This window comes from Streptomyces sp. NPDC036764 (assembly GCF_055609385.1).
Window position 1 is genome coordinate 2,587,763 of the sequence record NZ_JBVJPT010000001.1, and the last position, 22,317, is coordinate 2,610,079.

The following is a 22,317-nucleotide window of genomic DNA, read 5'->3' on the forward strand; positions in this document are numbered from 1 at the left end:
ACTTTCCTCCTCACGTCGGTACGGACCGCTGTGGTCCGGATTCGGCTCGTTCCGAGGCCGGGCGCTGTATGAGTTGGCCGACGTCTCGCTCCTCCTCGATGCGCCGTCGGACTCGGACCGTGAGCGCGCTCAATCGCTCGGACACCGTCGCACCAGGCGCCTGTGACCCTCGGATCCGACGGGCCGTCGACGGCAGTCCGCCCAGGTCCGCGGCGAACCTCGCCCGGCACCCGTCGAGCGTGGGCCTTTCACCGGTGCGCTGCCCGCCGCGCATCACCGTCTCCAGCAGAGGCCTGCCGTCGGCGGGCGGCTGCTCGTCGGCCAGACCGATCACGTCGGCGTAGCCCGGGCGGCGGAACACTTGTTTGGGGCCAGGTGCCGTGACCTTCGCGGAGGAGAGCTTCATCACCGGGCGGCCGTCGTACTCCACCATTTTGTAGGCGGAGTCCAGGAACGGTGCGTCGGCCGAGACTCCGACGCGCGTGCCGACGGCGTACGTGTCGATCGGCGCTCCGGAGCGGACCAGGCTGTCCACGGCGTACTCGTCGAGACCGCCGCTGGCGGTGATCCGTACGTCCGGCAGGCTCGCGCCGTCGAGGATGGCCCGTGCTCGCACCGCCAGGGCCCCTAGGTCGCCGCTGTCCAGGCGTACGGCCGAACCCGGTCCGCGCTCCAGGTCCCGCAGGACACGAGACGCGACGCGGACGCCCTCCTCGGTGTCGTAAGTGTCCACCAGCAAGGTCACCGGCCCGGGATGGGACCGTGCGAAGGCGCGGAACGCCTCTTCCTCGGTGGTGAATGCCTCCACGAAGGAATGCGCCATCGTACCGACGGCAGGTATGCCGAAGGCGGTGGCCGCCGCCACGTTGCTGGTCCCCGCGAAGCCGACCATCGCTCCGAGGCGGGCGGCCTGGAACCCGGCCTGCGGACCGTGGGTCCGCCGCAGGGAGAAGTCCACCAGAGGATGGCCGGCCGCGGCCAGTACGCAGCGTGCGGCCTTCGAGGCGAGTGCCGTCTGATGGCTGAGTTGGTTGAGCACGTACGTTTCGGCCAACTGCGCCACCGGTAGCGGCGCGGTCACCTCAAGCAGCGGCTCTCCCGCCAGCACGATCCGCCCTTCCGGCACGGCCCGCACGTCGCCCGTGAACTCCAGGCCGAGCAGGGCCTGAAGATCCCCGGGTGGTCGGTGCAGGGCGGAAGCGAAGGCGGCGGCGTCCTCGGGGCCGACATGCAGGCCGGACAGGTAGTCCAGGGCCGACTCCAGCCCCGCCGCGACGAGGAAGCCGCGCTCAGGAGGCAGGTCGCGGACGAAGAGGCTGAAGGTCGCCGGGCCGGTCATGCCCTCCCGCAGATAGGACATGGCCATCGTGACTTCGTACAGATCGGTGGTCATCGCATCCGACATGGGCGTCACCTCCTCCGTCTTCCGACCGTGCTCCCGTCTGTCACCTGCGATATCGCGCGGACCACAGGGGCTCCACCAGGACCCACTCGGATTCCCATTGCGCGTACCTTCTGCGGTCAAGCACGTAGCGCATGCCTGCCCGCGTGGCGAAGAATCCGGCGGTCACGCAGGCCGCTGCCAGGCCGCCCACGAGCCAGCCCGTGGTCTTGGCATTGAGCGTGCTCATCGGCGGGCCGGTAAGGGCTCCGTCCCGGTCCACCCACACCTGCACGGTCGCGCCCTTGCGCGTTCCCGGCTCCACCAAGGCGGATCCCGTCCACACCCCGCCATTGCCGTCGGTCCAGCGGACCTGCGCTTGTTGCTTCGCGTCCTCGGCATTGCCCTTGACGTCCGCCGTAAGCCGGGCGGTGACCTCCTGCCGCTGTGCCGACTGGGTCTGCACAGCGCGCATCGACGACTCGTACGCAGTCAGCCCGGCACCGAGTGCGGCGGCCGGCAGGCCGAGGACGAACACGAGCATCAAGAGGCCGCTCAAGCAGTATTCGATCCTGTCGGACGTCCGCCGCAGGGGGTTTGCCCTCTTCGGCGTGTGCTCCTGATGCGGCGGGGGCGGGCCGGACGCGGACGGCGAATCTTGTGCACTCATGAGTCGGCCTCCAGCAGGTCGCTGGTCCGTTCCCCCGTCTCTCCGTCCCACGATCGAACAGCAGCGGTGTCCGGTCACTGGGCCGATAGTCCCTGTGGAGCCGACGTCCGGCCCCACAGGGCCCGGCGGCCGACTCGATCTGTCCCTGTGCCCTCTCCTGCGCGGGTCCACATGCGCCCCGGATGAGATGGGGTAATTCTCGAAGGAGAGAACGCACCACGCTAGGCATGTCGGCGACGTTCGGACCATCCGCACCATCGGACTCGCTCACCGTCATCCACCGTCGTTTCCAGCTTCGTACGAGACGGAGGCCGCTGCCATGCAACCAGTCGTCACCGTGGGCCTGGACGGCTCACAGGAGAGCCTTGCCGCCGCCCGATGGGCCGCAGACGAGGCGGAGAAGCGCAAGCTCACCCTGCGTCTGCTGCACGCGTGGCCGCTGCTGGCACCGGAACCGACCCGCGTCCCCTCGGAAGTCGATCAGAACTACTGGGCGAAGCGCCTCGTTCACACTGCGCAGGCCGAGCTCCAAGCACGTCACCCGGGCCTGTCGATCGTCGGTGACCTGGTCGCCGAAGACGCCCAGAGCGCGCTGCTCCAAGCTGCGTCGGAGTCCGAGATGACCGTGCTCGGTTCACGGGGGCTGGAGCCCGTCGAGAGCTACTTCCTGGGCGACGTCAGCATGCCCGTGGTGGCGAGGGCCGAGCGGCCGGTCGTACTGGTCCGCGCCGAGACCTCGGAGCGGGGAACACCCCCGGCACCGGCGAGCCGTGTGGTCGTGGCCCTGAAACTGCACGGAGCCTCCGACGACCTGCTCGACTTCGCCTTCCACACCGCCGCGGCCAGGGGCGTTGCACTCCTGGCCGTCCACGGACGCAGCGTGCCGCTCCATGCACGGCTGCCCTGGGGTGTGGACCATGATGTCGCTGAAGAGATGACACGGGACGCACAGAAGGACCTGAGCAAGGCGCTCCGTCCCTGGCGCGAGAAGTACCCGCAGGTAGACGTCGCCGACAGCATCCGTCTGGCAAACCCCGCCAAGGCCGTCGTACGAGCCGCCGAAGACGCCGGGCTGCTGGTCGTCGGCCGGCGCGCCCACCGGCACGGCACGGCACCCCACATTGGTCCCGTGGCGCAGGCCGCCATCCATCACGGGAGCTGTCCCGTCGCTGTCGTTCCTCATGACTGAGCGGGAGCTCAGCGGGACATCGGTGCGATCGACGCCTCGGGCCGACCATTCGTGCTCCGGCCCCGGGCGGATCGTGACGGGTGGGCATCTGTGTTGCCCGGGAGCCCGGTGGGGGAGACCGTGGAGGTGCGGGAAACGAGGAAGTGAACACAGTGCGAGCGCTCGTCTATCACGGCCCGGAACAGATCTCCTGGGACACTGTCCCGGACCCTGCGATCGAGGAGGCGACCGACGCGATCGTGCGCGTCGATGCCACCACCGTCTGCGGCAGTGACCTGCACATCCTGCGGGGAGATCTCCCCGAGGTGAAACCGGGAACGATCCTCGGCCACGAGGCCGTGGGAGAGGTCGTGGAGGTCGGGAGCGACGTCCACCAACTGCGGCCAGGGAGCCAGGTGATCGTGTCGTCCGTCTCGGCCTGCGGCCACTGCAGGGCGTGCCGCGACAGCATGGGCGGACAATGCCGCGGGGGTGGAGGCTGGATCCTGGGCAACCTGGTCAACGGGACGCAGGCCGACTACGTGCGGGTGCCGTTCGCCGACTACTCCACGCACCGATGGCCTTCCGCCATCCCGCTGAGCGAAGCTGTCCTGCTCGCCGAAGTCCTCCCCACCGCCTACGAGGTCGGAGTGCGGAACGGACATGTGAGCCCGGGAGACACCGTGGTTGTGGTGGGCGCGGGGCCCGTAGGTCTCGCCACGGTCGCCGTCGCGCGGCTCTACTCGCCCCGCCGGATCATCGTGGTGGATCTGTCCGCCGCGCGGTTGGAGGCAGCCCTCCGCGTGGGTGCGGATGCCGCCGAACTGCCGGGACGAATGATCGCCGAACTGTCCGAAGGACCGGGAGCCGACGTAGTCATCGAGGCATCGGGTGAACCGGAGGGCTTCGTCCTGTGCACCCGCGCCGTCCGAACAGGAGGGCATATCGCCAACATCGGCACACACGGCAAACCGGTCACGCTGCATCTCGAATCCCTGTGGCGCCAGAACGTGACGATCAGCACCGGCCAGGTGGACACGTCCTCGACCCCCTGGCTGCTGGAGCAGGTGAGGTTCGGACGCCTCCCCCTCTCCCCGCTCGTCACCCACACTTTCGGCCTCGATCGGATGGAGGACGCCTATGAGGTGTTCTCACACGGCACCACCACGGGCGCCCTCAAAGTCGTGCTGCACCGCGAGTGAACCGCCCGGCCCGAAAGAGGGGCGAACGTGCCGACCGGACCCTCGGTCAGGGCCGTCCGGCCCTACAACTCGTCGGCGAGCGGTGGTGACATGGAATTGAGCCGAGGGCGACAAAGAGACACGGAGCAGCGGATCAGGGGCCGCGCACCGTGCAATTCGGGCCCGCAAGAAGCGGGCGGTCCTCGGCTCCATCGACGCCCGGGGTACGTCACCGGCCGTCCGCGTCCGGCTGTGCCGCCGGGCCGAGGTGCAACCAAGGCCGGGCACAACATGGCCCACGAGGCGGTCGAGCGGCACACGGCTTCAGGCCTCGCGACCTGGCCGCGTTGCGATGAGTGGCCCGGGACGATTCCGTCCGGACCGGCACCTACGCGGAACTGGCCCGCACGGCGGTCAACCGTCTGCTGCGGAAACCGGAGCGGCTGTGGACATGCCCGACGACGTGTTCCGCGACGGGTGGGAGATGGATGCGCTGGACTTCCATAGGTTCGTCGAGGCCCTGAGCGAGCGGTCCGGCGTGCGCGGTCGAGGACACGCCCCGGCTCACCACGTCGGCTGCTGCCGGCGCCGAAGTCCTTGCCGCTCTTGTGCAGCCCACCACGTCGTCGATGTCCCGTACCGATGCGAGCAGTTCGGGGACCACAGCGTTGTCCAGTCTCCCCGCCATCGTCACCACGCCGTTCTGCACAGCGACTTGGACGGCGTGTGGATCCAGCAAATGCCGACCGATCAGAGATTCGGCCTCGGCCTGGTGCGGCGGGCGTCCTTCTCCGTGGAGCTGTGCTCGAAGTCGCTCACGGATGCCTCCCGTGACGCAGTCCACTACGCGGCCAGTCTTGCATCGTGGACGTCCGGTGTCCGTCCCGGCGACGCCGAATGTCGGCACCGCCACCTCACGAATGCTGCGTACTCTCCATTGACGCGCCACGGTGGTGTGGGGGAGGGAAAGGCGGGCGGCCCTTTCGCCGGGACCATCGGGGCCCGCCGTGGAACAGTGGAAGAAGGGTCGGAAGAGTCGCGGGACGCGCCTGCGGACGTGCACGGCGGGCGAAGGAGGACGCGATGAGTCACCCGGTGCTGGCGGGTATCGACGGCTCCGAACGCAGCCTGGCCGCAGCCGACTGGGCCGCGCGGGAGGCGCTGCTGCGCGGCGTCGCGCTGCGTCTCGTGCGCGCCTTGCCACCGTTTCCGGGCGGTGCCGTTCCCGCCCCGGCCATGCAGACGCTGCACCACATGGGGGTGCACATGCTCCAGCGGGCGATCGCCGATCTCGGCGCCCGCTACCCGGACCTCCAGGTGCGGGGCGAGCAGGCCGCCGACGCTCCGGCCGTGGCACTCCTCGCCGCCGCGCGCGACGCCGGGCTTCTCGTGGTCGGAGCACGGGGCTCGGGCGGCTTCGACGGACTCGCGGTCGGGTCGGTGGCCCTTCGCGTCGCGGCGGAAGCCGCTTGCCCCGTGGTGCTCGTGCCCGAACGGCCGGTCGAGGGCATCGGAGACGGGACGCGGGTGGCGGGCGGTGGCGCCGAGGTGGTGGCGGGGTTCGACGCGCACCGTCCGGTCGGCGAGGTGATGGACTTCGCGTTCTCGGCATCTGAGGCGAGACGGGCGCGTCTGCACGTGGTTCAGGCCTGGGCTCTTCCCGCCGAGGCCGTTTCTCCCCAGAAGCTGTTCGTGACCGAGGAGGACCGCGCCACCTGGGAGGACCAGGAGGTGCTGAAGCTGTCAGACGCCCTGCGCACGCGGCAGGACAAGTATCCGGAAGTCACGACCCGCACCGACGTCGTCCTGCTCCATCCCGCGCAAGCGCTCGTGAACGCGTCCCGGGGAGCGGGCCTGCTGGTCGTGGGCCGTCGCACAGACCCGCGGGCGCCCGAGGGCCGGCTGGGGCCGGTGACCCACGCCGTACTGCATCACACCCGCTGTCCGGTGGCGGTCGTGGGGCACGTCGGCTGACAGAGGAGGGTCAGCCGAAGAACACCTCGAACTCGTCGTACAGTGACGGATCTACCAGCTTGGTCCTGGCCCTGCTGCCGTCGAGAGGAATGCGGATGATCTGGGTGCCGCGCAGGGCGACCAGCTTGCCGAAGTCGCCGTCCTTGACCGCGTCGACGGCGTGCAGCCCGAAGCGCGTGGCCAGCCAACGGTCGAAGGCGCTCGGAGTCCCACCGCGCTGGACATGGCCGAGGACGGTGGTTCGGGCATCCGTGCCCGTGCGTTCCTCGATCTCCTGAGCAAGCCACTCGCCAATGCCCGACAGCCGCACATGGCCGAACTCGTCCAGCGTCCGGTCCTTCAGGACCATCTGCCCCTCGATCGGGACGGCTCCCTCTGCGGCGACGACGATCGGCGCATAGTGGATCTTGAATCGGCCTTTCACCCATGCACAGACCTGATCGATGTCGAACGGCCGCTCCGGGATGAGGATCACGTTGGCGCCGCCCGCCACACCGGCGTGCAGGGCAATCCACCCCGAGTGCCTCCCCATCACCTCCACCACCAGCGTGCGCATGTGTGACTCGGCGGTGGTGTGGAGGCGGTCGATGGCCTCGGTCGCGATGCCGACGGCTGTGTCGAAGCCGAAGGTGTAGTCGGTGCCGGACACGTCGTTGTCGATGGTCTTCGGTACGCCGACCAGATTGACCCCCTGACGGCTCAGCTCGGTGGCCACACCGAGCGTGTCCTCGCCCCCGATCACGATGAGCGCGTCCACCTGGTGCGCGGCAAGGGTGCCCTGGATGCGCTCCACGCCGTCCTCATGCTTGAACGGGTTGGTGCGGGAGGAACCGAGGATGGTTCCGCCGCGTGGCAGGATCCCGCGCACGTCGGCGATGTCCAGCGGCACCACGTTGCCCTGAAGCGCACCGAGCCAGCCGTCCCGCAGGCCGACGAATTCGAAGGCGTACTCCTGGATTCCCTTGCGGACGACGCTGCGGATCACGGCGTTGAGGCCGGGGCAGTCGCCGCCGCCGGTCAGCACTCCGACCTTCATGGCTTCCTCCCTGCTCTGCAAGTGACGTCGGGCGGCCCGCACCTGTCGGCTTTGTCCGCTGTGTCTTTGGGGCGGTGACGGTGAGGATGCCGTCGGCGAGGTCGACGCCAGGAGCGGGTTCATCCGCTCGAAGAGTTCGTCGCACTCGGCGGCGAACGGCTCAGACCGAGGAGGTCCGCCCAGCAGGCTTTGGCATGTGCCGAATGGGCGGAGTCATTCGGCTGACCTCCGCGGACGTGAACTCGAACAGCCAGGTGACTCTCCTTCCAGCATGAGCGACACCGGCCTCGTCGGCGACCCGCTTTGCGGCCCCGCAGCCCACGGCCTTCGACCCCATGACGGCCCCGGGGACGCCGCGGCGCGAGATCGCCACGCGGCGCTCATGCTCCGGTGGGGGAAGTCCGGGAGGCGTCGATCCGATACCCGATGTGCACGGAGACCGAGACCACGCCGTCGACGTTCCTGCACAGCCGTTCGATGATGGGGATCAGGCTGCTCACCTCGACGGTTCCTTTGAGGGTCACCTGTCCGTCGCGCACCTCGACCGTCACGTCCGAGGGCGCGAGGCCCAACGTCTGCCGCAGCACGTCCCCGGTGATCTCATCGCGGACGGCGTCGTCCCGGCGCAGGAAGATCCGCAGCAGGTCGCTGCGGCTGACGATGCCCCGGAGCCGGTCCGCCTCGTCCACCACCGGCAGTCGTTTCACGTTCTCGGTTGCCATGAGCCGGGCGGCCTCGACCACACTCCACTCCGGACGTGCGCAGACGGCGGGCGTCGACATCAACTCCTCGGCCCTGACACCGGCGGCCCTGGCCCGCTCCCACGCCTCCAGATGCGGAATCGGCGCGTGCCCGGACGGGTCGGACCGGACGGAGCACTTGCGCAGCAGGTCGGCCTCGGACACCACGCCCAAGGGGCGGTCGAGGTCGTCCACCACCGGTACGGCGGTGACGTCGTTCTCGGCCAACAGCTCGACGATCTCCTTGAAGGGCGTATCACGCCGTGCCCGGACCACATCGTGGGTCATCAGGTCGGCGACCGTACGGTGCTGCATGTCGCTCCTCCCTTCCCCAGAGTGACAGTCGGCAGCCGTCACATGTCCAGGGTGGCAGGGTCCAGTAGTCTGCAGGAGAGCCGTCCAGGACCTGTTCAGGACCGGATGGCCCTCAAGCCGGGCCGTTCGGCCACCCTCGGATCGGATCGTCGAGCGCACACGGCGGAACGCTGCACATGCCCAGGCTCACCCGGCGAGGGGCTCGGCCCCGGACGCTGTTCGACATCCCGCCGGTCAGGCGGTCTCAGGGACCCACTGGGATCAACCTGCACCCTGCACCGGAACGTTCGGCCCTCTCCGGCCAGGGTCTCCGCTGAGAACGTATGGCCGGTCGGCTCCCTTTCCCGAGCAGGGCGAGACCGGGTGCTTGCGGGAGCTGACCGCGGACGCCGAGCAGCGTAACCGTTTGGACACCGACCGCAGCACCGGGAGCCGTCGATGGGTGCGCGGGGACCCCTATGCGGAGGCCGACACCGAGCTTGCCGTGGGCGGCGCTGGGCCCGCAGGAGGCCCGGGAGTGACTCCGCATGCGCGACTTCACTGCCCAACGCCATCGCGACCGGCTCCCCGCCCGCGTCTACGAGACGACCCCTGTCATCGCTGTGCTGACCACCGAGCACGACCGGCGCGTCGACTGGCTGTGCGCCGGGCAGGCCCTCGAACACGTTCTCCTGCTCGCCACGGCTCACGGACTGCGCGCGTCGCTCCTGCACCACGCGATGGAGTGGCCCGGTCTGTGTGCCTCCGTGAGCCGAGGGCCCGACCACGCAGCCATGCTCGTACGACTCGGCTACGGCCCGGAGGGTCCCGCAACTCCGCGGCGCGCGGCGCGGTGCTCCACGCCCGGGCGGTCAGCGGGGTAGCCGGTCGGGGCCCGTCACACCTCCCGGGACGGTGACCACGTGTGCGTCGAGGAGTGCGGGCAGGTTGGGGTTGACCTCGAATGCGTCCTCCAGACCGGTGATGCGCAGCACGCGCAGGAAGCACGAGTCCTGGGTGACCGGACGGAGTCGGCCCTGCCGGGCCATGACGCGGTTGCGGGCCCGGCACAGGACGCCGAGCCCCGTGCAGTCGATGAAGGACACGGCACGCAGGTCGAGCACCAGATCGGGGCACGTCCCGGCGGTCAGCGTGTCCAGCCATGCCCTCAGGGCCGGTGCCGCGAGGAGGTCGATCTCGCCGCACAGCTCCACCACGGTCGTACCAGCGACTACACGCGCTGGGAGAGACTGCGAGGACCTGGTGGGGTTCTCGTACATGCTCCAAGCGAACCCTGCGCGTCGCGCCGGGCGCAGGGCCGATCGGCCCAGTCCACCCGATCACGCGGGGCCGTATGGCCAAGCCTGCGTGCCCCGGCTGGGGGCAACCTGGGCCTGCGGCCAGTACAGGCACCGTCGAGGCTCGCCCACCGGCGACCGTGGAGCATGTACTCAGCGAGCCCTGGGTGGCTGGGCGGCCCGATCACCGGCTGTTCATCGCGCCGCGCGGTGTCACCGGCCGGCGGATCACCGCGCAGAACGGGCCACTGTCCGGCGCGTCCGGGACCGATGGCCCTCGCCCGTGGTCCCCGCGGGGCGAACGATGAAGTGGCCGGCGCACGGCTGCACCGGATGCATCAACGGAAAGACGGACTCGCTCATGTACCGCAACGACGGATTCCGCGAACTCGACAGGCAGGAGTGCCTGCGCCTGCTGGCGAAGGCTCCCGTAGGGCGGATCGTGTACACGCGTCAGGCCCTGCCCGCGGCACTGCCCGTCAATTTCAGCCTGGATGCCGACGGCGCCGTGCTGCTGCGCACCGCGACCGGCTCCGAACTCGTGCGCGCGATCGACGGCGCCGTCGTCGCCTTCGAGGTCGACGACATCGACGCGGTCACGCACTCGGGCTGGAGCGTCGTCGTCACCGGCTCCGCCATGGTGGTCACCGACGCGGCCGAGCACGAGCGCCTGGTCCGCACCGGCCCGCGTTCCTGGGTGCCGTCGCCCAGCGAGGTCTTCATCCGCATCGAACCCGAGCTGGTGACCGGCCGCGAACTCGTGGGCGGACGCGGCATGTACGGGCTGGGCCTCTCCTGCTGACCCCGGTGTGAGCTCCTCTCGCGTTTCTCCGGTGCGGGCCGTACGGCCCTGCGGTGGGGGCCGTACGGCGTGTCGCCAGGTGCGCGTGGCCCCTGCCCGCGACGTCGCGGAAGGACGAGCATCGGGAGCACGGAGCAGAAAGGAGAGGGAGATGGCTCTCCATCATGTGGTCGTCGGCGTGGACGGTTCTCTGAACGCCGTACGAGCGCTGGACTGGGCCTCGGACGAGGCCGCACGGCGTGGCACCCACCTGCGTGTCGTGTACGTCGTGCAGGACCGCGACGAGGCCGGACCCGTCCTCGCGTCTGCCGCCGCACGTGTCCGGCAACGTCATCCGGCCCTGTCCGTGGTGACCAAGGCCGCGGCGGGTGGCGCCGTGCGGGCCCTTGTGCGCGAGAGTGAGGGCGCTGACCTGACCGTCGTCGGCACCCGCGGTTTCGGCGGCGTCACAGGGTTGCTCGCCGGCTCGGTGAGTCTGCGCCTGGCGGCTCATGTGCACGGCCCCTTGCTCGTCGTACGCGGTGACCACCCATGCGACGGCGAGCGCAGCGTGCTGCTGGGCCTGGAGGGCGACTCCGACGCCGACGCGGCCTCCTACGCCTTCCATGAGGCGGAGCGGCGAGGTGCCAGGCTGAAGGTCCTGCACTCGACCCACCGGTACGTCACCCCCGAACTGCCCTCCCTTATCCCCGCGACGAGCCCCGGGCAACGGCGGCGCGCCCAGAACGATCTGGCCGAGGAGGCCGTGCCGCGCTTCAATCTGGCCAAGCTGCGGGAAGAGCATCCCCAGGTCGATGTCGATGCCCGGACGGTCCGCAGAGGACCGGCCCAGGCTCTGCTGGACGCCACGCGCGAATCCGCCGTCGTCGTGATCGGTGCCCACCGTCGTACCAGTCGGCCAGGGCCGCAGGTCGGCCCGGTCGGGCACACGCTCCTGCACCGCTCCCACTGCCCTGTGGTTCTGGTGCCGACGACCGGCTGACCGGCGCACACCTGGCGTTCCGGGGCCGCCGACTTCTCAGAGACTCCCGTCCGTCAGGACGGCCGTCACACGGGACCGTCGGCTGTACACAGGGACCTCCGGTCCCTCCTGCCGCAGGGGCTCGGGACACAGGAGCGGGGTCACACACCGAAGGGGGCCCGCTCATGTCCCGCACCGTCACCGTCGGTCCAGAGGGCTCCCTGGAGAGCCTCGCCGCTGCCGACTGGGCAGCTCGTGAGGCACACCTGCGGGCAGTTCCGTTGCGAGTCGTGCACGCCGGGGAGCAACAGCCGCACGCCTATGCGCCGTTCGCGGCGGAAGCCGTGGCGCTCCCGGGAGAGGGCCGATCCGCCCGGATGCTGCATCACGCCGAGGTGTTTCTGACGTACAGTCACCCCGGTCTGAGGATCGCCGCTGAGTAGCTCGCCGGACAGCCCGCGACGGTCTCGTCGGCACAGGTGCGAGAGAGTCAGGTGCTGGTGCTGGGGTCGCGCGGACTCGGGCGTGCCTCCGGATGCGTCTTCGGTTCCGTGGCATTCGCCGTGGTGGGGCGGGTCGAGGGACCCGTCGTCCTCGTCCGCGCCGGAGCAGGCGATCTGGACGAACACCGGGCGGCCGCCCACGGGATCGCCTCCGAGGTCAGCCCGAACCAGGACGTCGTACTTGGCCTGCGGTTGCCGGGGCCCTACGCCGAAGCGGTTCTCGAGTTCGCGTTCGACGCGGCCGCGCGTCGTGGGACCGGTCTTCGGGTCGTGCACGGTTGGAACGCGATGCCGCCCCGTCGGCGGGAGAGTAGGACGGGCCGGCCGTGGAGCCGGAGGTGCTGCTGAGCGAGACGCTGCGTCCGTGGCGGGAGAAGTTTCCTGGAGTAGAGGTGACGGAGGAGGCCGTGATCGGCAGGCCGGGCGCGCATCTGGCGGATGCCTCCCGTGACGCCTCGCTGGTCGTCCTCGGGTGCAGGCGCCGCAATGCGTCGGTCGGACCGCACGTCGGTCCCGTGACACACGAGGTACTCCAACGCGCGATCGCGCCCGTCGCGGTGGTACCACACCACTGACCGGAGAGACGGATCAGGCCTCGACGCGGGCGAGCCGGCGTCCGGTGACCAGGTCGGGGTGAGTGCGCTGTTGTACGAGAAGGAGATGGAGCCGGTCCAGGTCTTCGCTGTCGAGGCCGCGATTTCGCGCCGTCCCGGCAACGTGATCTCGGGCATGCCCATCCTGGACGTCGACAAGGCGAAGAGTGGCGTCGTCGTCAAGTGCTCGATGGCGCATGGCTACGCCGACGTCGACAACGAGCTCTGCGCCGACCCGAAGACCGGCATGTCCTTCTCCGAGGTGAGAAGGTGCTGGGTGAACTGAAGGCGGCGGTGGAGGAGTTCGCCGGCATGGGAACAATCCCGGCGTCGCGGGTGCTGTCCCTAATACCCCGCTGGGTATACGACACCGAGGAAGTGCCGCCCGAAGGGGCTGAAGCCGAAGACCTGCCCCCAGGGAGGGTGTGAGACCGATGGTGACGGCGGAAGGAAGCCGGTCGAGCACGGCCGGCGACGCGCCTTTGGTGACGGCCTGCGGCCGGCGGATCGCGGTGAGGTGCCTCAGGCTCGCGTCGACGGATCGGCCGATCAGCCGGGTCGCCCTGGACGTCGGTCGGGACCAGGGTGGTGAGCCGGGGGTCTGGGCAGCACTGACCGCGGACGAGGCCCGTGATCTTGCGCACCGCCTCCTCGCCCACGCCGCGTCGGCGGAGCGCGGCCCCCGGAGCGGTGCCCGCTGACGGCCGGGCCGCTCGGCCGCAGGGTGCCGAAGTGCGGCTCGCTCGAGTCGGCGGAGCATGACCCGGAACAGCCGACGCCCACTCGGCGAGAACGCGTGGGCGGGCCGTCCACCCCGGTCCCGGGCCTGTGTGCCCCTTGCTCCGCTGCCCGGTGGTCGGGCGGTTCACTCGGTGAGTTGATCAGCACGCGGCCGCCGGGGCCCGAGTCCCTCGAAGACGTTCACCTGGTGCGGCAGTGTCGCGTCCTGGATCACCAGGGTGTCGGGCCGGGTGACGGGCTCCCCGACACGGATCCGCCGCTCATCGATCCGGTAGAACGCGGCCGTGACGGGCCCTGGCTGCGCCCCGTCCGTGGATGCGTACCTGCAACACGGAGCTCATCTCCCGTGCGGCTTGCCTGCCGTCGTACCGCTGCGGCCGGTCGGCGGATCAGGGGCGGAACGTCCCGGGCGACTGGCCGGCAGTCATGAACAAGCTGCCGTCCTCGGCGATCGGCCCCACCCGGTCCGAGCCCTGCCGACGGAACCGCGAGGGACGACTCACGCGTGCGGCACGATCGCGACCGGGCAGCGGACGTGGTGCATCACCGCGTGCGCGACCGGACCGGTGTGCATGCCGACCCTGGCCGGGCGGATCCTGCGGCCGACGACCAGCAGACCGGCGTCCTGCGCGGCGTGCAGCAGTTGCTGTGCCGGACGGCCCTCTTCGACCAGCTCGGTGACCTCCACCGCGGGGTACTTCTCCTGCCACGGTCCGAGAACGGAGTCCAGCACTCGCTGGGCGCCCGACTGCACGTCCCTGCGTGCCTTCACCTCCAGCGCGTGAGGCACGTACGGCACCTGCCACGTGTGAACCACGCGCAGTGGCGTGGCACGCAGCCTCGCGCTCTCGAAGGCGAACGCGAGCAACTCCTCGCACGACTGAGCCGGGTCCACGCCGACCACGACAGGGCGGTACGGCGTGTGTGACGACGGCCGGCCCTCCGAGTCCGGCTCGTGCTCGTCCTCAAGGGGCTGATCCGCCCGTACGAGTACGACGGGTCGCGCCGCGTGGGCAACCGTCGCCAGCGCCACCGAACCGGCCATGAAACCCCCGAAACCGCTGAACGCGCGGCTGCCGAGGACCAGCAGCTCGGACTCGTCCCCCGCCTCGATCAGCGCGTCGGCCGCCGGCCGGGAGATCTGCTCCGCGCTCAGATACACCTGCGGATAGCGCTCGTTGAGCCGGTCCATGGCGTCCCGCAGGATCCGCCGCGCCCAGTAGCGAGGCGCCTCCAGTTCGGGCAGCTCCGACTCGTCGGGCGACATTCCGCCCTCCCACGCGTGCACCAGGCGCAGCGGAAGACCGCGCCTGAGCGCCTCCCGGACCGCCCAGTCGGCGGCAGCGAGGCTCTCGCGGGAACCGTCGAGTCCCACCACAACGGGGCGAAGCACGGCCACCACCTCCCCGGATCGGTGCCCGCACGCCGGTGTGCGGGTCCCTCCACTGCCAGGATCCCCGTGCGGTCAGCGGCTCCGGGAGGGGCCGGTGCGGCCCTGTCCGGTGCCGAATGGCCCTTTCGCGTCGGTCGGTGCGCCACGACGGCCGGAGACGGTGAGTGACCGTCCGGGTGCACGTCGGTGATGAGATCTAGCCGACGTCCCGCCGCCGGAACCACGCCAGCCCTGCTGCCGTCAGGGCGGCGGCGAGTGCGGCGAGTGCGGCGAGTGCGGCGAGTGCGGCGAGTGCGGCGAGTGCGGCGAGAAGTGCCGGTGCCGTGAGGCTCGGGTCGGCCGCGGGGAGGTGCGGTACGTGCTCGAACGGGGAGAGGTCCCTGGCCCAGTCCGGTAGGTCGAGGGCCTGGCCCAGCAGGCCGTTGACGAAGCATGCGATCAGGGCGGTCCAGGCGGCCATCGCTCCGCGCGGGATCAGCCCGAACAGGGTGGTCGCGAGCCCTGCGAGTAGCCAGGGCGCCGGTGCGTAGGCGAGCGCGGATCCGATCAGCCGCGGCACCTGGCCCAGGTCACCGCTGATGAGGCCGTACGCCAGGCCCGTGCCGAGCCCGCCGGCGACGAGGACGACGACGCTGCCGGCCAGCGCCACGGTCAGATGGCCGGCCACCCAGCGGCTCCGGGAGACCGGTGTGGCGAGCAACGGCTCGGCCCGCAGACCGTTCTCCTCGCCGCGCAGCCGCAGGACGGACTGCACCGTGTACGCGGCGCCGAGAAGAGCCACGACGAGCAGCGACTGGGACAGGTAGGAGTCGGTGAGGCTCGCGCCGCCGTACCCCGCGATCCTGGAATCGCCGGAGGAGGCCGTCATGCGTACCGAGATCTGCACCAGGCCCATGTCCCACCGGCTGCGGCACCCGATCGTCCCGGCCGCCGCGACCCTGCTCGTGTCCTCCGTGGCGACCGCGTGCGGAAGCGACACCGGACCCACGGGCACCCCTCCCGGGATCACACCGCCGAGCACGTCGAAGACCGACGGCACCAACGGCGGCACCACCGGAGCCGGCCCCACCACACCGGGCCGGGACGGTACCGGCCCATCCGGCACCCTCGGCACGACGACCCACACCCCCTCGCCGTCGACGACGCCGAGGGGTCAGGGCGGCGGACCGCGCCAGGTACGGACGTCGGTGTACTTCCTGCACGGCGAGAAGGTCTCACCCGCCCCGCGCATGGTGGCCACGCCCACTACCGCGGCCGGTGCGCTGCGCGCCCTGCTGGCTGGGCCTAGCCGCTATGAACGCGCCCACGACCGCACCACGGCCATTCCCCCGGGCACGACACTGAACTCGGTGGCAGTCAGCCGACACGTGGCCACCGTGGACCTCTCCGCGCGCTACGACGACGGCGGCGGAAGCCTGTCGATGCGCGCACGGCTCGCCCAGGTGGTCTTCACCGCCACCCGCTTCCCTGCCATCGAGAAGGTGCGGTTCGAACTGGACGGCAAGCCGGTGACCGCCTTCGGCGGTGAGGGCATCGTCCTGAACAAGCCCGTGGGCCGCGCCGACTTCGAGGACCTCGCACCGCTGGTCCTCGTTGAGTCGCCGCTGATCGGCGACGCCATTCGCACTCCCGTACGGGTATGGGGAAGCGCCAACACCTTCGAGGCCACGCTACGGCTGAAGATCACCGACGCCGCCGGGCGGACGGCGGCGAACATCTACGCCACGGCGACCTCCGGTACCGGGACCTGGGGCACGTTCGACGTGACATTCCCCTACAGGGCGACCCGCTCGGGTGCCGGCACGCTCACGGCGTACTGGGACTCTCCCGAGTACGGCCGTGCGGTGATCGAGGACACCGTGCCTCTGACCGCCAGACGGTGACCCGGTCAGGCGGTGCCCAGGACTCGGCGCGTGGGCGACCGCGCGCCGAGTCCTGCACATATGCCCGATGGGACCCTGGACAAGGGGCCACTCGGCCCATGTTCTCCCCGCACGCCTGACCGAGTCTGGAGACAAGAGACGTCACTCCTCGACCTGCACGTCCCCGACGACGGCGGACCTCGCGGACGATCGGGAGACGGCACACCGCCCGAAGCGGATTTTCGCCGGAGGACACCATGTACGGCACCCCGAATGTCGTGAGCGACGTGATGACCCGCACAGTCGTGGCCGTTCAGCGCGGTGCGACGTTCAAGAGCATCGTGAAGGCCATGCACCGGTGGAACGTGAGTGCCCTGCCCGTCGTGGACGAGGGGCAGAGGGTGCTCGGAGTCGTTTCGCAGGCGGATCTGATGGTCAAGGAAGGGTTCCGAGGCGGCGGCGACGTCGGCCGGTCCGCCGGCTTGGGGCTGCTGTCCGACCTCGCCAAGGCGGAGGCGCGGACCGCCGAGGAACTGATGTCGATGCCGGCCATCACCGCCGACGAGGGCGACACCCTGGCTCAGGCCGCCCGGACCATGGCGTACTACGGGGTCAAGCGGCTGCCGGTCATCGATGACCAAGGTGTGCTGAAGGGCATCGTCGGCCCTTCCGACCTGCTCAAGGTGTTCCTGCGGGACGACGGGGACATCGCCGAGGAAGTGCGGCGCGAGGTCGTCGCCTTCCTCTTTCCCGAGGCACTCGAAACGATCCGGGTGGGGGTCCGCGAAGGAGTCGTGCGACTCACCGGCCGGGTGCCGGACAGCACGCTCGTACCCGTCGCCGTGCGGCTGGCGGGCGCCGTGGAGGGCGTTGTGGGCGTGGACTGCGAGCTGCTCGGACCACGCCGCCCTGCCCTCGGATCGGATCTGCCGGACGACCAGGCGGTCGAGCGGCCCTCAGGAACCGTCGAATCCGCCTGAGAAGCCTTCACCAGTGAGCCGCTGTACCCGGCAGGGGCGTGCGGGACCGCCACGCGAGAGCTCGAGGTGGCGCCGTCCCGCATGTGCGAAGTCCGACTGAACCGGGCCAGCGGATCCGGTCCACGACGGCTCGTCCTCGCTGGACGGACCGACAGTCGGCCCGATGACGCCGACGAACCGGTCGGCCCACACACCCCGACCTGTTCGGAGAGTCTCCCCTCCACACCGTGCCGGGAACACCCGGCCTCCGCATCGAGGAGCGTCTGACGGACGGAACGCACGTGCTGCGGGCCGAGCTTCCGGGCATCGACCCTGCCGAGGACGTTTCTTGTCCACCGTCGGCTCCCGGACCAGGGGCGATCGACTTCGGATCACGGGCCGAGTCGCACTGGATCCGAGGGCCGGTCGGCCCCCCGGGCAGTGTGAGAGCGGACCGCGTCCGGCAAGGGCCGCTCCAGCCCTCTGTTCGGGACACGTGGCTCATGTGCCGGGAGCCGTATCGGAGTTGGCTGTAAGCGAAGGGAAACGATGCCGACACTAGGGGGCGAGGACCGTGGGCACGAGTCTCACGCCGGAGTTCTGGGAGCGGTTCACGCTCCTGCTGTTCGCGGCGATGGGGGTGACCTTCGCTCTTGCCGCGCTGTTCGACACACTCGCGCTGCGTCGGCAGAACCGCCGCGGGCACCTGCCGTCGGTTCCGCCGACGCGGGCCCCGCACAGGACCGAGACCGCCGACCACCGCCCGCCCGTCCGCTTCTGAGGCACCCGGCTCACCGGGGAACGGGCCACTGCGCCACGGCTCCCCGCCGCCCGCACGGCGGGGAGCCATCATGCGCGAGCCGTCAAGTGCGGAGCAGTTCTGCGGCGATCTCAGCCGCCCAGGCGTCGATGACGTCCCAGTCACGGTAGTCGCCGTACCAGCCGCCCATCAGACGGAACCGGATCCGTCCGCCGAGCGGCAGATGGGAAGCGCGGATGACGCCGGAGAAGAGACGATGACCTCGGTACGACAGATCCGTGGGCAGGCTCCGGACGATCACCGGGGCCTCCATCGGTCCCAGTCGCTTCCACGGCCCGCGCAACGCTCCTGGCATTCCTACGCTGAAGAGCCACACGGGGCGGGAACCGAGCAACTCCAGGTTGTCGCGCAGGAACGCCTTGGCCGGGTCGAGCCAGTTCTGGTTGTGCACGGCGCTGCCGAGGACGAAAGCGCGGTACGCGTCGACGTTGTCGACTACGTCCACAGGGCGCACATCGGTCCGCAGCCCGGCGCGGTCCAGGCCGGCGGCCAGCCGGTCGGCGACACCATGGGTCGATCCGTGCGCGGTCGCGTAACCCACCAGGACATGCATGGTGCTCACCTCATCGTAGGGTGGCTGTGCCAGGCCGCCCCACTCCGGACGCCGGACGGCTCGCTCGATCCGCGGCGCCCCGTCACGCGGCTCCGGTCCGTACGCCGGCAGTGGCGCCGACCGCAGTGAGCCGTGCCGTCCGGCGGTCGGGGGCGGGCACCGTCACCACGGGGACCGTGGCGTGGCGGAGTCACTCGCGGCCGACCGTGCCGACGGCCGGAAGCTCCCACTGCCCGTGTGCCCGGCGTCCGAGGGCCAGTAGCAGAGCGTCGCGCCCGTACCGCAGGAGCACCCGTGCGGGTGCTCCCTCCACCACGACGGCACGCAGGTCGGGGCCGAGGCGGGGACCGAACGCCGCACGCACGGTCGAGGCGAGGACCTCGGCGGCTCGCTCGCGCTGGTCCGCGACCGTCGAGAGCGACGACGCCGGCGCGTAGGGCGCGAACCCGGCCGTGGCCGGTTCCCAGGCGTGCACCGCGACTACCGGCGTGCCGAGGATCCGTGCCTGCTTCGCCGCCCAGCGCAGCGCGGCCACGGATGCCTCGGACCCGTCGACGCCCACCCCGATTCCTTCCGCGTGTTCGGTCATGGCCGCCTCCCCGGATGGCCTCTCCTGCCACCCCTCCCGAACCGGGCGGGCGACGCGTGGGCCGAGCGGCTCCGGGCTCGTGCCCAATGGGCCCTTGCCGAGGGCCTGCCCGAGGAGGGCTAGGTATGGCGACCACGGTCGGCTCGTCGCCACGGAGGCGATGACTCCCGCGTCGAGGAGCACAGCACGCGGCAGGCCGAGGTCCTGACGCTCGGGTACCTCCTCTCGCCCGCCGAACTGCCGGCCTGTTCGTCAGGCTGGGACTCCGCCCGCACGGGGAGACCTGGCGGGGCACCGTCGACCACAGGCTTCGCCCTGCGTCACCGGGGGGCGACCTGCCGGGAGACTGTCTCGATCGAGCGGGCCGCCCCCGACCGTCAGGCGGCCTGGATGCCCGAGATGAGCCGCGTCGCCAGATCGGACTGAACCATCAACTGGGTGCGGTGCACCCGGCTCCCGGAGTCCTGCCAGGTGAGCGTGACGCGGGTCCAGCAGTGCCCCATCCCACTGTCGTTGTAGACCGCCTTCCAGGCGATCGGGACGCCCTTGGCGCGCAACACACCGTCCCTGTGGTGGGTGGCCTCCCAGCGGGCCAGGCTGCTCCGCAGCCGCTCGGTGAGGTAGTGGCCGCGCAGGGAGTCGGCCGGTCGGCCGCGCCCGGAGTCGAACAGGATGTCGATGTAGGCGCCGTAGAAGTCGGCGACCCGGTCGACCGTGCTCGTCGGGCTCCCGCTGCGGGCCGGGGCGGTGGTGGCCGTGGTGCCGGTGGCCGGAGTGTCCGCTCCGACGCCGCTCGCAGCCGCCGTGACCGAGGCTCCGAGGGCCGCCACCGCGCCCACGAGCGCGAGATGACGGAACGTGCGCGACGTAGCCATGCCAAGACTCCTCTCGCGAAGAATGGGCGAATGAGCCCTTCAACTGGAGTACAGCGCAGATGAGTTGCCGGATGCGCGGGCCGAGCGACCCCGTGTGGGGGCCGATCGGCGGTGGTGGGCGGTCACGCCCGGGCGCCGGTCGTCAGCCGGTGGCGCAGGGACAGGGACGCGAGGGTGAGGAGCGCGGCGGCGAAGGCGGCCAGGACTCCCAGAGCGCGCAGAATGGCGGCCAGGTCCCTGTCCCGCGACAACAGCGTCGTCCACGCGTCGACGGCCCAGGCGTGCGGCACCGAGTGCCCGGCGCTGCGCAGCCAGTCGGGCACCACGGCCAGCGGCCACATGCAGCCGCCCAGCATGCCCGTCCCGATGCCGAGGGCGGGGCCGATCGCGTGCACCTGTTCCGGCGTACGGAACAGGGCCCCGGCCAGGACGCCGGCGCCGGCGCCCACCAGCGCCCACACGGTGACCAGCACACCCGCGGCGAGCGGATCACCCCACTCCACGTCGAAGACCAGCACCCCGATGCCGACGATCAGCAGGACTGCAGAACCGCCAGCAGCAGATAGGCAACCGTCTCGCCGAACACCAGGGTGCGGGCGGCGACCGGTGCGGCGAGCGCGCGGGCGTAAACCCCCGTCCGACGTGTCTGCACGATGGCCGCACCACCGGCCAGAGCGTTGATGAACACGAACAGCACCAGCATGGTCGGTGTGCTGTAGCTGTAGCCGAGCGGCAGGAAGTCGCGCTGGCCGTTGACGGTCTCGCTGCGGACGGCGATGGGGGACGCTGCCCGCTCGGCGCCGCGTGCGAGCGTGAGAGCGTCGTCGAAAGAACTGCCGGTCGGCGGGGCCCATGGCCGAGATGGCCGGGCGTGGGGCCCGGCGGCATGCTCCTGCCCTCGCCCTGCCTACCGGGCCCGGCGGACCCGGCAGGGGCAGGTCGTGCGCAGCCGTGGAGTCGGCCCGGGAAAGGGGAGCGAGATGAACGGCCCGGTAGTGGTGGGGGTGGACGGCTCGCCGTCGAGCATGGTGGCAGTGGAGGTCGCGGCCCGCGAGGCCGGGCTGCGAAGGGTGGGGCTGCGGCTGGTGCATGCCTTCAACTGGCCGGCCGCACACGTACCGCCCGGCGGGCCCTGGGAGCCGAGCGGCGCCGGGCTGCGCGAGCTGATCGACGACGCGCTCGCAAAGGCCGAGCAGCGCGCCCATCGGAGGGCGCCCGGGACCGAGGTCACGCGTGAGGTCGTGGTCGGCGAGCCGGTGACGGTGCTCGAGATCGAGTCGTGCACGGCGTCCCTGGCGGTGGTCGGCAGCCGCGGCCTCAGCCGTTTCGGTGCGCTGCTGCTCGGTTCCACCGCCGGCCATCTGACCGCCCATGCCGCCTGCCCGGTGCTGGTGGTGCGCGGGAGGCCGAACCCGGCCGGGCCCGTTCTCCTGGCCGTGGACGGGGCGCCGGCGGCGCACGGAGCCGTCGAGTTCCGCGCAGGCTTCCATGCACGGCAGGGACCTGATTGCGCTGCACGCCTGGTCCACCCGGAGCGAGCGCACCTACGACGGACCGTCCGACCCGCCGTTCGTGACGTACGACGAGGACCGGATGCGGGACGAGGAACAGCGGGTGCTGGCCGAGGCGCTCGGCGGGCTGGGGGAGAAGTTCCCGGACGTCACCGTGCATCGCAGGCTGGTACGTGGCCGGATCCGGCACTCGCTCATCGAGGTGAGCGCCGAGGCCGGGCTAAGTGGTGGTCGGGGCGCGCGGCCGGGGTGGGTTCGCCGGGCTGCTGCTGGGCTCGGTCAGCCAGGCGGTGCTGCACCACGCGCACTGCCCCGTCGCTGTCGTCCGGACAGTTAAAACCACGGGCGAGCGCTCGGGCGCCAGAGGCCGCGCAGGAGCCGGTTGCGGGGAGGGGCGGATGTCAATCGGATCG

General features: G+C 70.9%; 27 protein-coding genes and 1 pseudogene. 15 read left to right on the top strand and 13 right to left on the bottom strand.

The genetic code is table 11. The features are described from left to right. Window positions 1–10 precede the first annotated feature (10 nt). Both ACZ69Q_RS10745 and ACZ69Q_RS10750 read right to left on the bottom strand, forming a co-directional pair. Window positions 11–1,414, bottom strand: coding sequence for a nicotinate phosphoribosyltransferase (locus tag ACZ69Q_RS10745; protein ID WP_471039577.1), 1,404 nt, complete (start codon window positions 1,412–1,414; stop codon window positions 11–13). A 31-nt stretch (window positions 1,415–1,445) separates the two neighbouring features. Then, window positions 1,446–2,051 (bottom strand): Rv1733c family protein, encoded by a 606-nt coding sequence (locus ACZ69Q_RS10750; protein WP_471039579.1) that lies wholly within the window; start codon window positions 2,049–2,051, stop codon window positions 1,446–1,448. A gap of 319 nt (window positions 2,052–2,370) precedes the next feature. Here ACZ69Q_RS10750 and ACZ69Q_RS10755 point away from each other — a divergent pair, with 319 nt between their 5' ends. Both ACZ69Q_RS10755 and ACZ69Q_RS10760 read left to right on the top strand, forming a co-directional pair. Further along, window positions 2,371–3,240 (top strand): universal stress protein, encoded by an 870-nt coding sequence (locus ACZ69Q_RS10755; RefSeq protein WP_471039582.1) that lies wholly within the window; start codon window positions 2,371–2,373, stop codon window positions 3,238–3,240. A gap of 152 nt (window positions 3,241–3,392) precedes the next feature. After that, on the top strand, window positions 3,393–4,421 hold the full coding sequence (locus tag ACZ69Q_RS10760) for an alcohol dehydrogenase catalytic domain-containing protein (protein WP_471040196.1): 1,029 nt from the start codon (window positions 3,393–3,395) through the stop codon (window positions 4,419–4,421). Between the two features lie 367 nt (window positions 4,422–4,788). On the opposite strand, the gene ACZ69Q_RS10765 is transcribed toward ACZ69Q_RS10760, so the two are convergent. Then, a complete protein-coding gene (locus tag ACZ69Q_RS10765) occupies window positions 4,789–5,088 on the bottom strand; it encodes a hypothetical protein (protein WP_471039583.1) in 300 nt (99 codons plus the stop codon). Window positions 5,089–5,483: 395 nt separating this feature from the next. Between ACZ69Q_RS10765 and ACZ69Q_RS10770 the strand changes: the two genes are divergently transcribed. Then, window positions 5,484–6,374, top strand: coding sequence for a universal stress protein (locus tag ACZ69Q_RS10770; RefSeq protein ID WP_471039586.1), 891 nt, complete (start codon window positions 5,484–5,486; stop codon window positions 6,372–6,374). A 10-nt stretch (window positions 6,375–6,384) separates the two neighbouring features. Here ACZ69Q_RS10770 and ACZ69Q_RS10775 read toward each other — a convergent pair whose 3' ends face one another. Together ACZ69Q_RS10775 and ACZ69Q_RS10780 are read right to left on the bottom strand one after the other, a co-directional pair. After that, on the bottom strand, window positions 6,385–7,410 hold the full coding sequence (locus ACZ69Q_RS10775; RefSeq protein WP_471039589.1) for a 6-phosphofructokinase: 1,026 nt from the start codon (window positions 7,408–7,410) through the stop codon (window positions 6,385–6,387). A 380-nt stretch (window positions 7,411–7,790) separates the two neighbouring features. Then, window positions 7,791–8,465, bottom strand: a complete 675-nt coding sequence (locus ACZ69Q_RS10780; protein WP_471039592.1) for a CBS domain-containing protein — start codon at window positions 8,463–8,465, stop codon at window positions 7,791–7,793. A gap of 527 nt (window positions 8,466–8,992) precedes the next feature. On the opposite strand from ACZ69Q_RS10780, the gene ACZ69Q_RS10785 reads away from it, so the two are divergent. Further along, a complete protein-coding gene (locus ACZ69Q_RS10785; RefSeq protein WP_471039595.1) occupies window positions 8,993–9,328 on the top strand; it encodes a hypothetical protein in 336 nt (111 codons plus the stop codon). Here the strand turns inward: ACZ69Q_RS10785 and ACZ69Q_RS10790 are convergent. After that, window positions 9,317–9,724, bottom strand: coding sequence for an STAS domain-containing protein (locus tag ACZ69Q_RS10790; protein ID WP_471039597.1), 408 nt, complete (start codon window positions 9,722–9,724; stop codon window positions 9,317–9,319). The genes ACZ69Q_RS10785 and ACZ69Q_RS10790 overlap by 12 nt on opposite strands. 379 nt (window positions 9,725–10,103) lie before the next feature. Here ACZ69Q_RS10790 and ACZ69Q_RS10795 point away from each other — a divergent pair, with 379 nt between their 5' ends. From ACZ69Q_RS10795 to ACZ69Q_RS10825, 7 genes are all read left to right on the top strand, one after another. Continuing rightward, window positions 10,104–10,544 (top strand): pyridoxamine 5'-phosphate oxidase family protein, encoded by a 441-nt coding sequence (locus tag ACZ69Q_RS10795; protein WP_471039600.1) that lies wholly within the window; start codon window positions 10,104–10,106, stop codon window positions 10,542–10,544. Window positions 10,545–10,695: 151 nt separating this feature from the next. Then, complete coding sequence (locus tag ACZ69Q_RS10800; RefSeq protein WP_471039603.1) at window positions 10,696–11,526, top strand: universal stress protein; 831 nt, start codon at window positions 10,696–10,698, stop codon at window positions 11,524–11,526. A gap of 164 nt (window positions 11,527–11,690) precedes the next feature. After that, window positions 11,691–11,948, top strand: a complete 258-nt coding sequence (locus ACZ69Q_RS10805) for a universal stress protein (RefSeq protein ID WP_471039606.1) — start codon at window positions 11,691–11,693, stop codon at window positions 11,946–11,948. Window positions 11,949–12,005: 57 nt separating this feature from the next. Next, a complete protein-coding gene (locus tag ACZ69Q_RS10810; protein ID WP_471040199.1) occupies window positions 12,006–12,356 on the top strand; it encodes a hypothetical protein in 351 nt (116 codons plus the stop codon). A gap of 59 nt (window positions 12,357–12,415) precedes the next feature. Continuing rightward, complete coding sequence (locus ACZ69Q_RS10815; protein WP_471040200.1) at window positions 12,416–12,583, top strand: universal stress protein; 168 nt, start codon at window positions 12,416–12,418, stop codon at window positions 12,581–12,583. Between the two features lie 58 nt (window positions 12,584–12,641). Beyond that, window positions 12,642–12,887 (top strand): NAD(P)(+) transhydrogenase (Re/Si-specific) subunit beta, encoded by a 246-nt coding sequence (locus tag ACZ69Q_RS10820; RefSeq protein WP_471039607.1) that lies wholly within the window; start codon window positions 12,642–12,644, stop codon window positions 12,885–12,887. Then, window positions 12,872–13,030, top strand: a complete 159-nt coding sequence (locus tag ACZ69Q_RS10825) for a hypothetical protein (protein ID WP_471039610.1) — start codon at window positions 12,872–12,874, stop codon at window positions 13,028–13,030. The genes ACZ69Q_RS10820 and ACZ69Q_RS10825 overlap by 16 nt, the downstream gene beginning before the upstream one ends. Before the next feature lie 811 nt (window positions 13,031–13,841). Here ACZ69Q_RS10825 and ACZ69Q_RS10830 read toward each other — a convergent pair. Together ACZ69Q_RS10830 and ACZ69Q_RS10835 are read right to left on the bottom strand one after the other, a co-directional pair. Then, window positions 13,842–14,735 (bottom strand): universal stress protein, encoded by an 894-nt coding sequence (locus tag ACZ69Q_RS10830; RefSeq protein ID WP_471039613.1) that lies wholly within the window; start codon window positions 14,733–14,735, stop codon window positions 13,842–13,844. 196 nt (window positions 14,736–14,931) lie between these two features. Continuing rightward, the gene (locus tag ACZ69Q_RS10835; protein WP_471039615.1) at window positions 14,932–15,630 is read right to left on the bottom strand and encodes a hypothetical protein; all 699 of its coding nucleotides are present in this window, start codon (window positions 15,628–15,630) and stop codon (window positions 14,932–14,934) included. Between ACZ69Q_RS10835 and ACZ69Q_RS10840 the strand changes: the two genes are divergently transcribed. From ACZ69Q_RS10840 to ACZ69Q_RS10850, 3 genes are all read left to right on the top strand, one after another. Beyond that, complete coding sequence (locus ACZ69Q_RS10840) at window positions 15,602–16,618, top strand: GerMN domain-containing protein (protein WP_471039616.1); 1,017 nt, start codon at window positions 15,602–15,604, stop codon at window positions 16,616–16,618. The genes ACZ69Q_RS10835 and ACZ69Q_RS10840 overlap by 29 nt on opposite strands. Window positions 16,619–16,854: 236 nt before the next feature. After that, entirely contained in the window at window positions 16,855–17,577 is a 723-nt protein-coding gene (locus ACZ69Q_RS10845) for a CBS domain-containing protein (RefSeq protein WP_471039619.1), read from the top strand. Between the two features lie 553 nt (window positions 17,578–18,130). Further along, window positions 18,131–18,337 (top strand): hypothetical protein, encoded by a 207-nt coding sequence (locus ACZ69Q_RS10850; RefSeq protein ID WP_471039622.1) that lies wholly within the window; start codon window positions 18,131–18,133, stop codon window positions 18,335–18,337. An 82-nt stretch (window positions 18,338–18,419) separates the two neighbouring features. Here ACZ69Q_RS10850 and ACZ69Q_RS10855 read toward each other — a convergent pair whose 3' ends face one another. The 5 genes from ACZ69Q_RS10855 to ACZ69Q_RS10875 form a co-directional block, all read right to left on the bottom strand. Then, window positions 18,420–18,929 carry a flavodoxin domain-containing protein gene (locus ACZ69Q_RS10855; RefSeq protein ID WP_471040201.1) on the bottom strand — a complete coding sequence of 170 codons (510 nt, stop codon included), beginning with the start codon at window positions 18,927–18,929 and terminating at the stop codon, window positions 18,420–18,422. A gap of 190 nt (window positions 18,930–19,119) precedes the next feature. Next, window positions 19,120–19,518 carry a universal stress protein gene (locus tag ACZ69Q_RS10860; RefSeq protein WP_471039624.1) on the bottom strand — a complete coding sequence of 133 codons (399 nt, stop codon included), beginning with the start codon at window positions 19,516–19,518 and terminating at the stop codon, window positions 19,120–19,122. A gap of 377 nt (window positions 19,519–19,895) precedes the next feature. After that, the gene (locus ACZ69Q_RS10865; RefSeq protein ID WP_471039626.1) at window positions 19,896–20,393 is read right to left on the bottom strand and encodes a hypothetical protein; all 498 of its coding nucleotides are present in this window, start codon (window positions 20,391–20,393) and stop codon (window positions 19,896–19,898) included. Between the two features lie 122 nt (window positions 20,394–20,515). Next, on the bottom strand, window positions 20,516–20,911 hold the full coding sequence (locus ACZ69Q_RS10870) for an ABC transporter permease (protein WP_471039629.1): 396 nt from the start codon (window positions 20,909–20,911) through the stop codon (window positions 20,516–20,518). Between the two features lie 14 nt (window positions 20,912–20,925). Next, complete coding sequence (locus ACZ69Q_RS10875) at window positions 20,926–21,096, bottom strand: hypothetical protein (RefSeq protein WP_471039632.1); 171 nt, start codon at window positions 21,094–21,096, stop codon at window positions 20,926–20,928. A gap of 277 nt (window positions 21,097–21,373) precedes the next feature. On the opposite strand from ACZ69Q_RS10875, the pseudogene ACZ69Q_RS10880 reads away from it, so the two are divergent. After that, window positions 21,374–22,233, top strand: a pseudogene (locus tag ACZ69Q_RS10880) (universal stress protein); the annotation flags it as partial. Window positions 22,234–22,317: the final 84 nt, after the last annotated feature.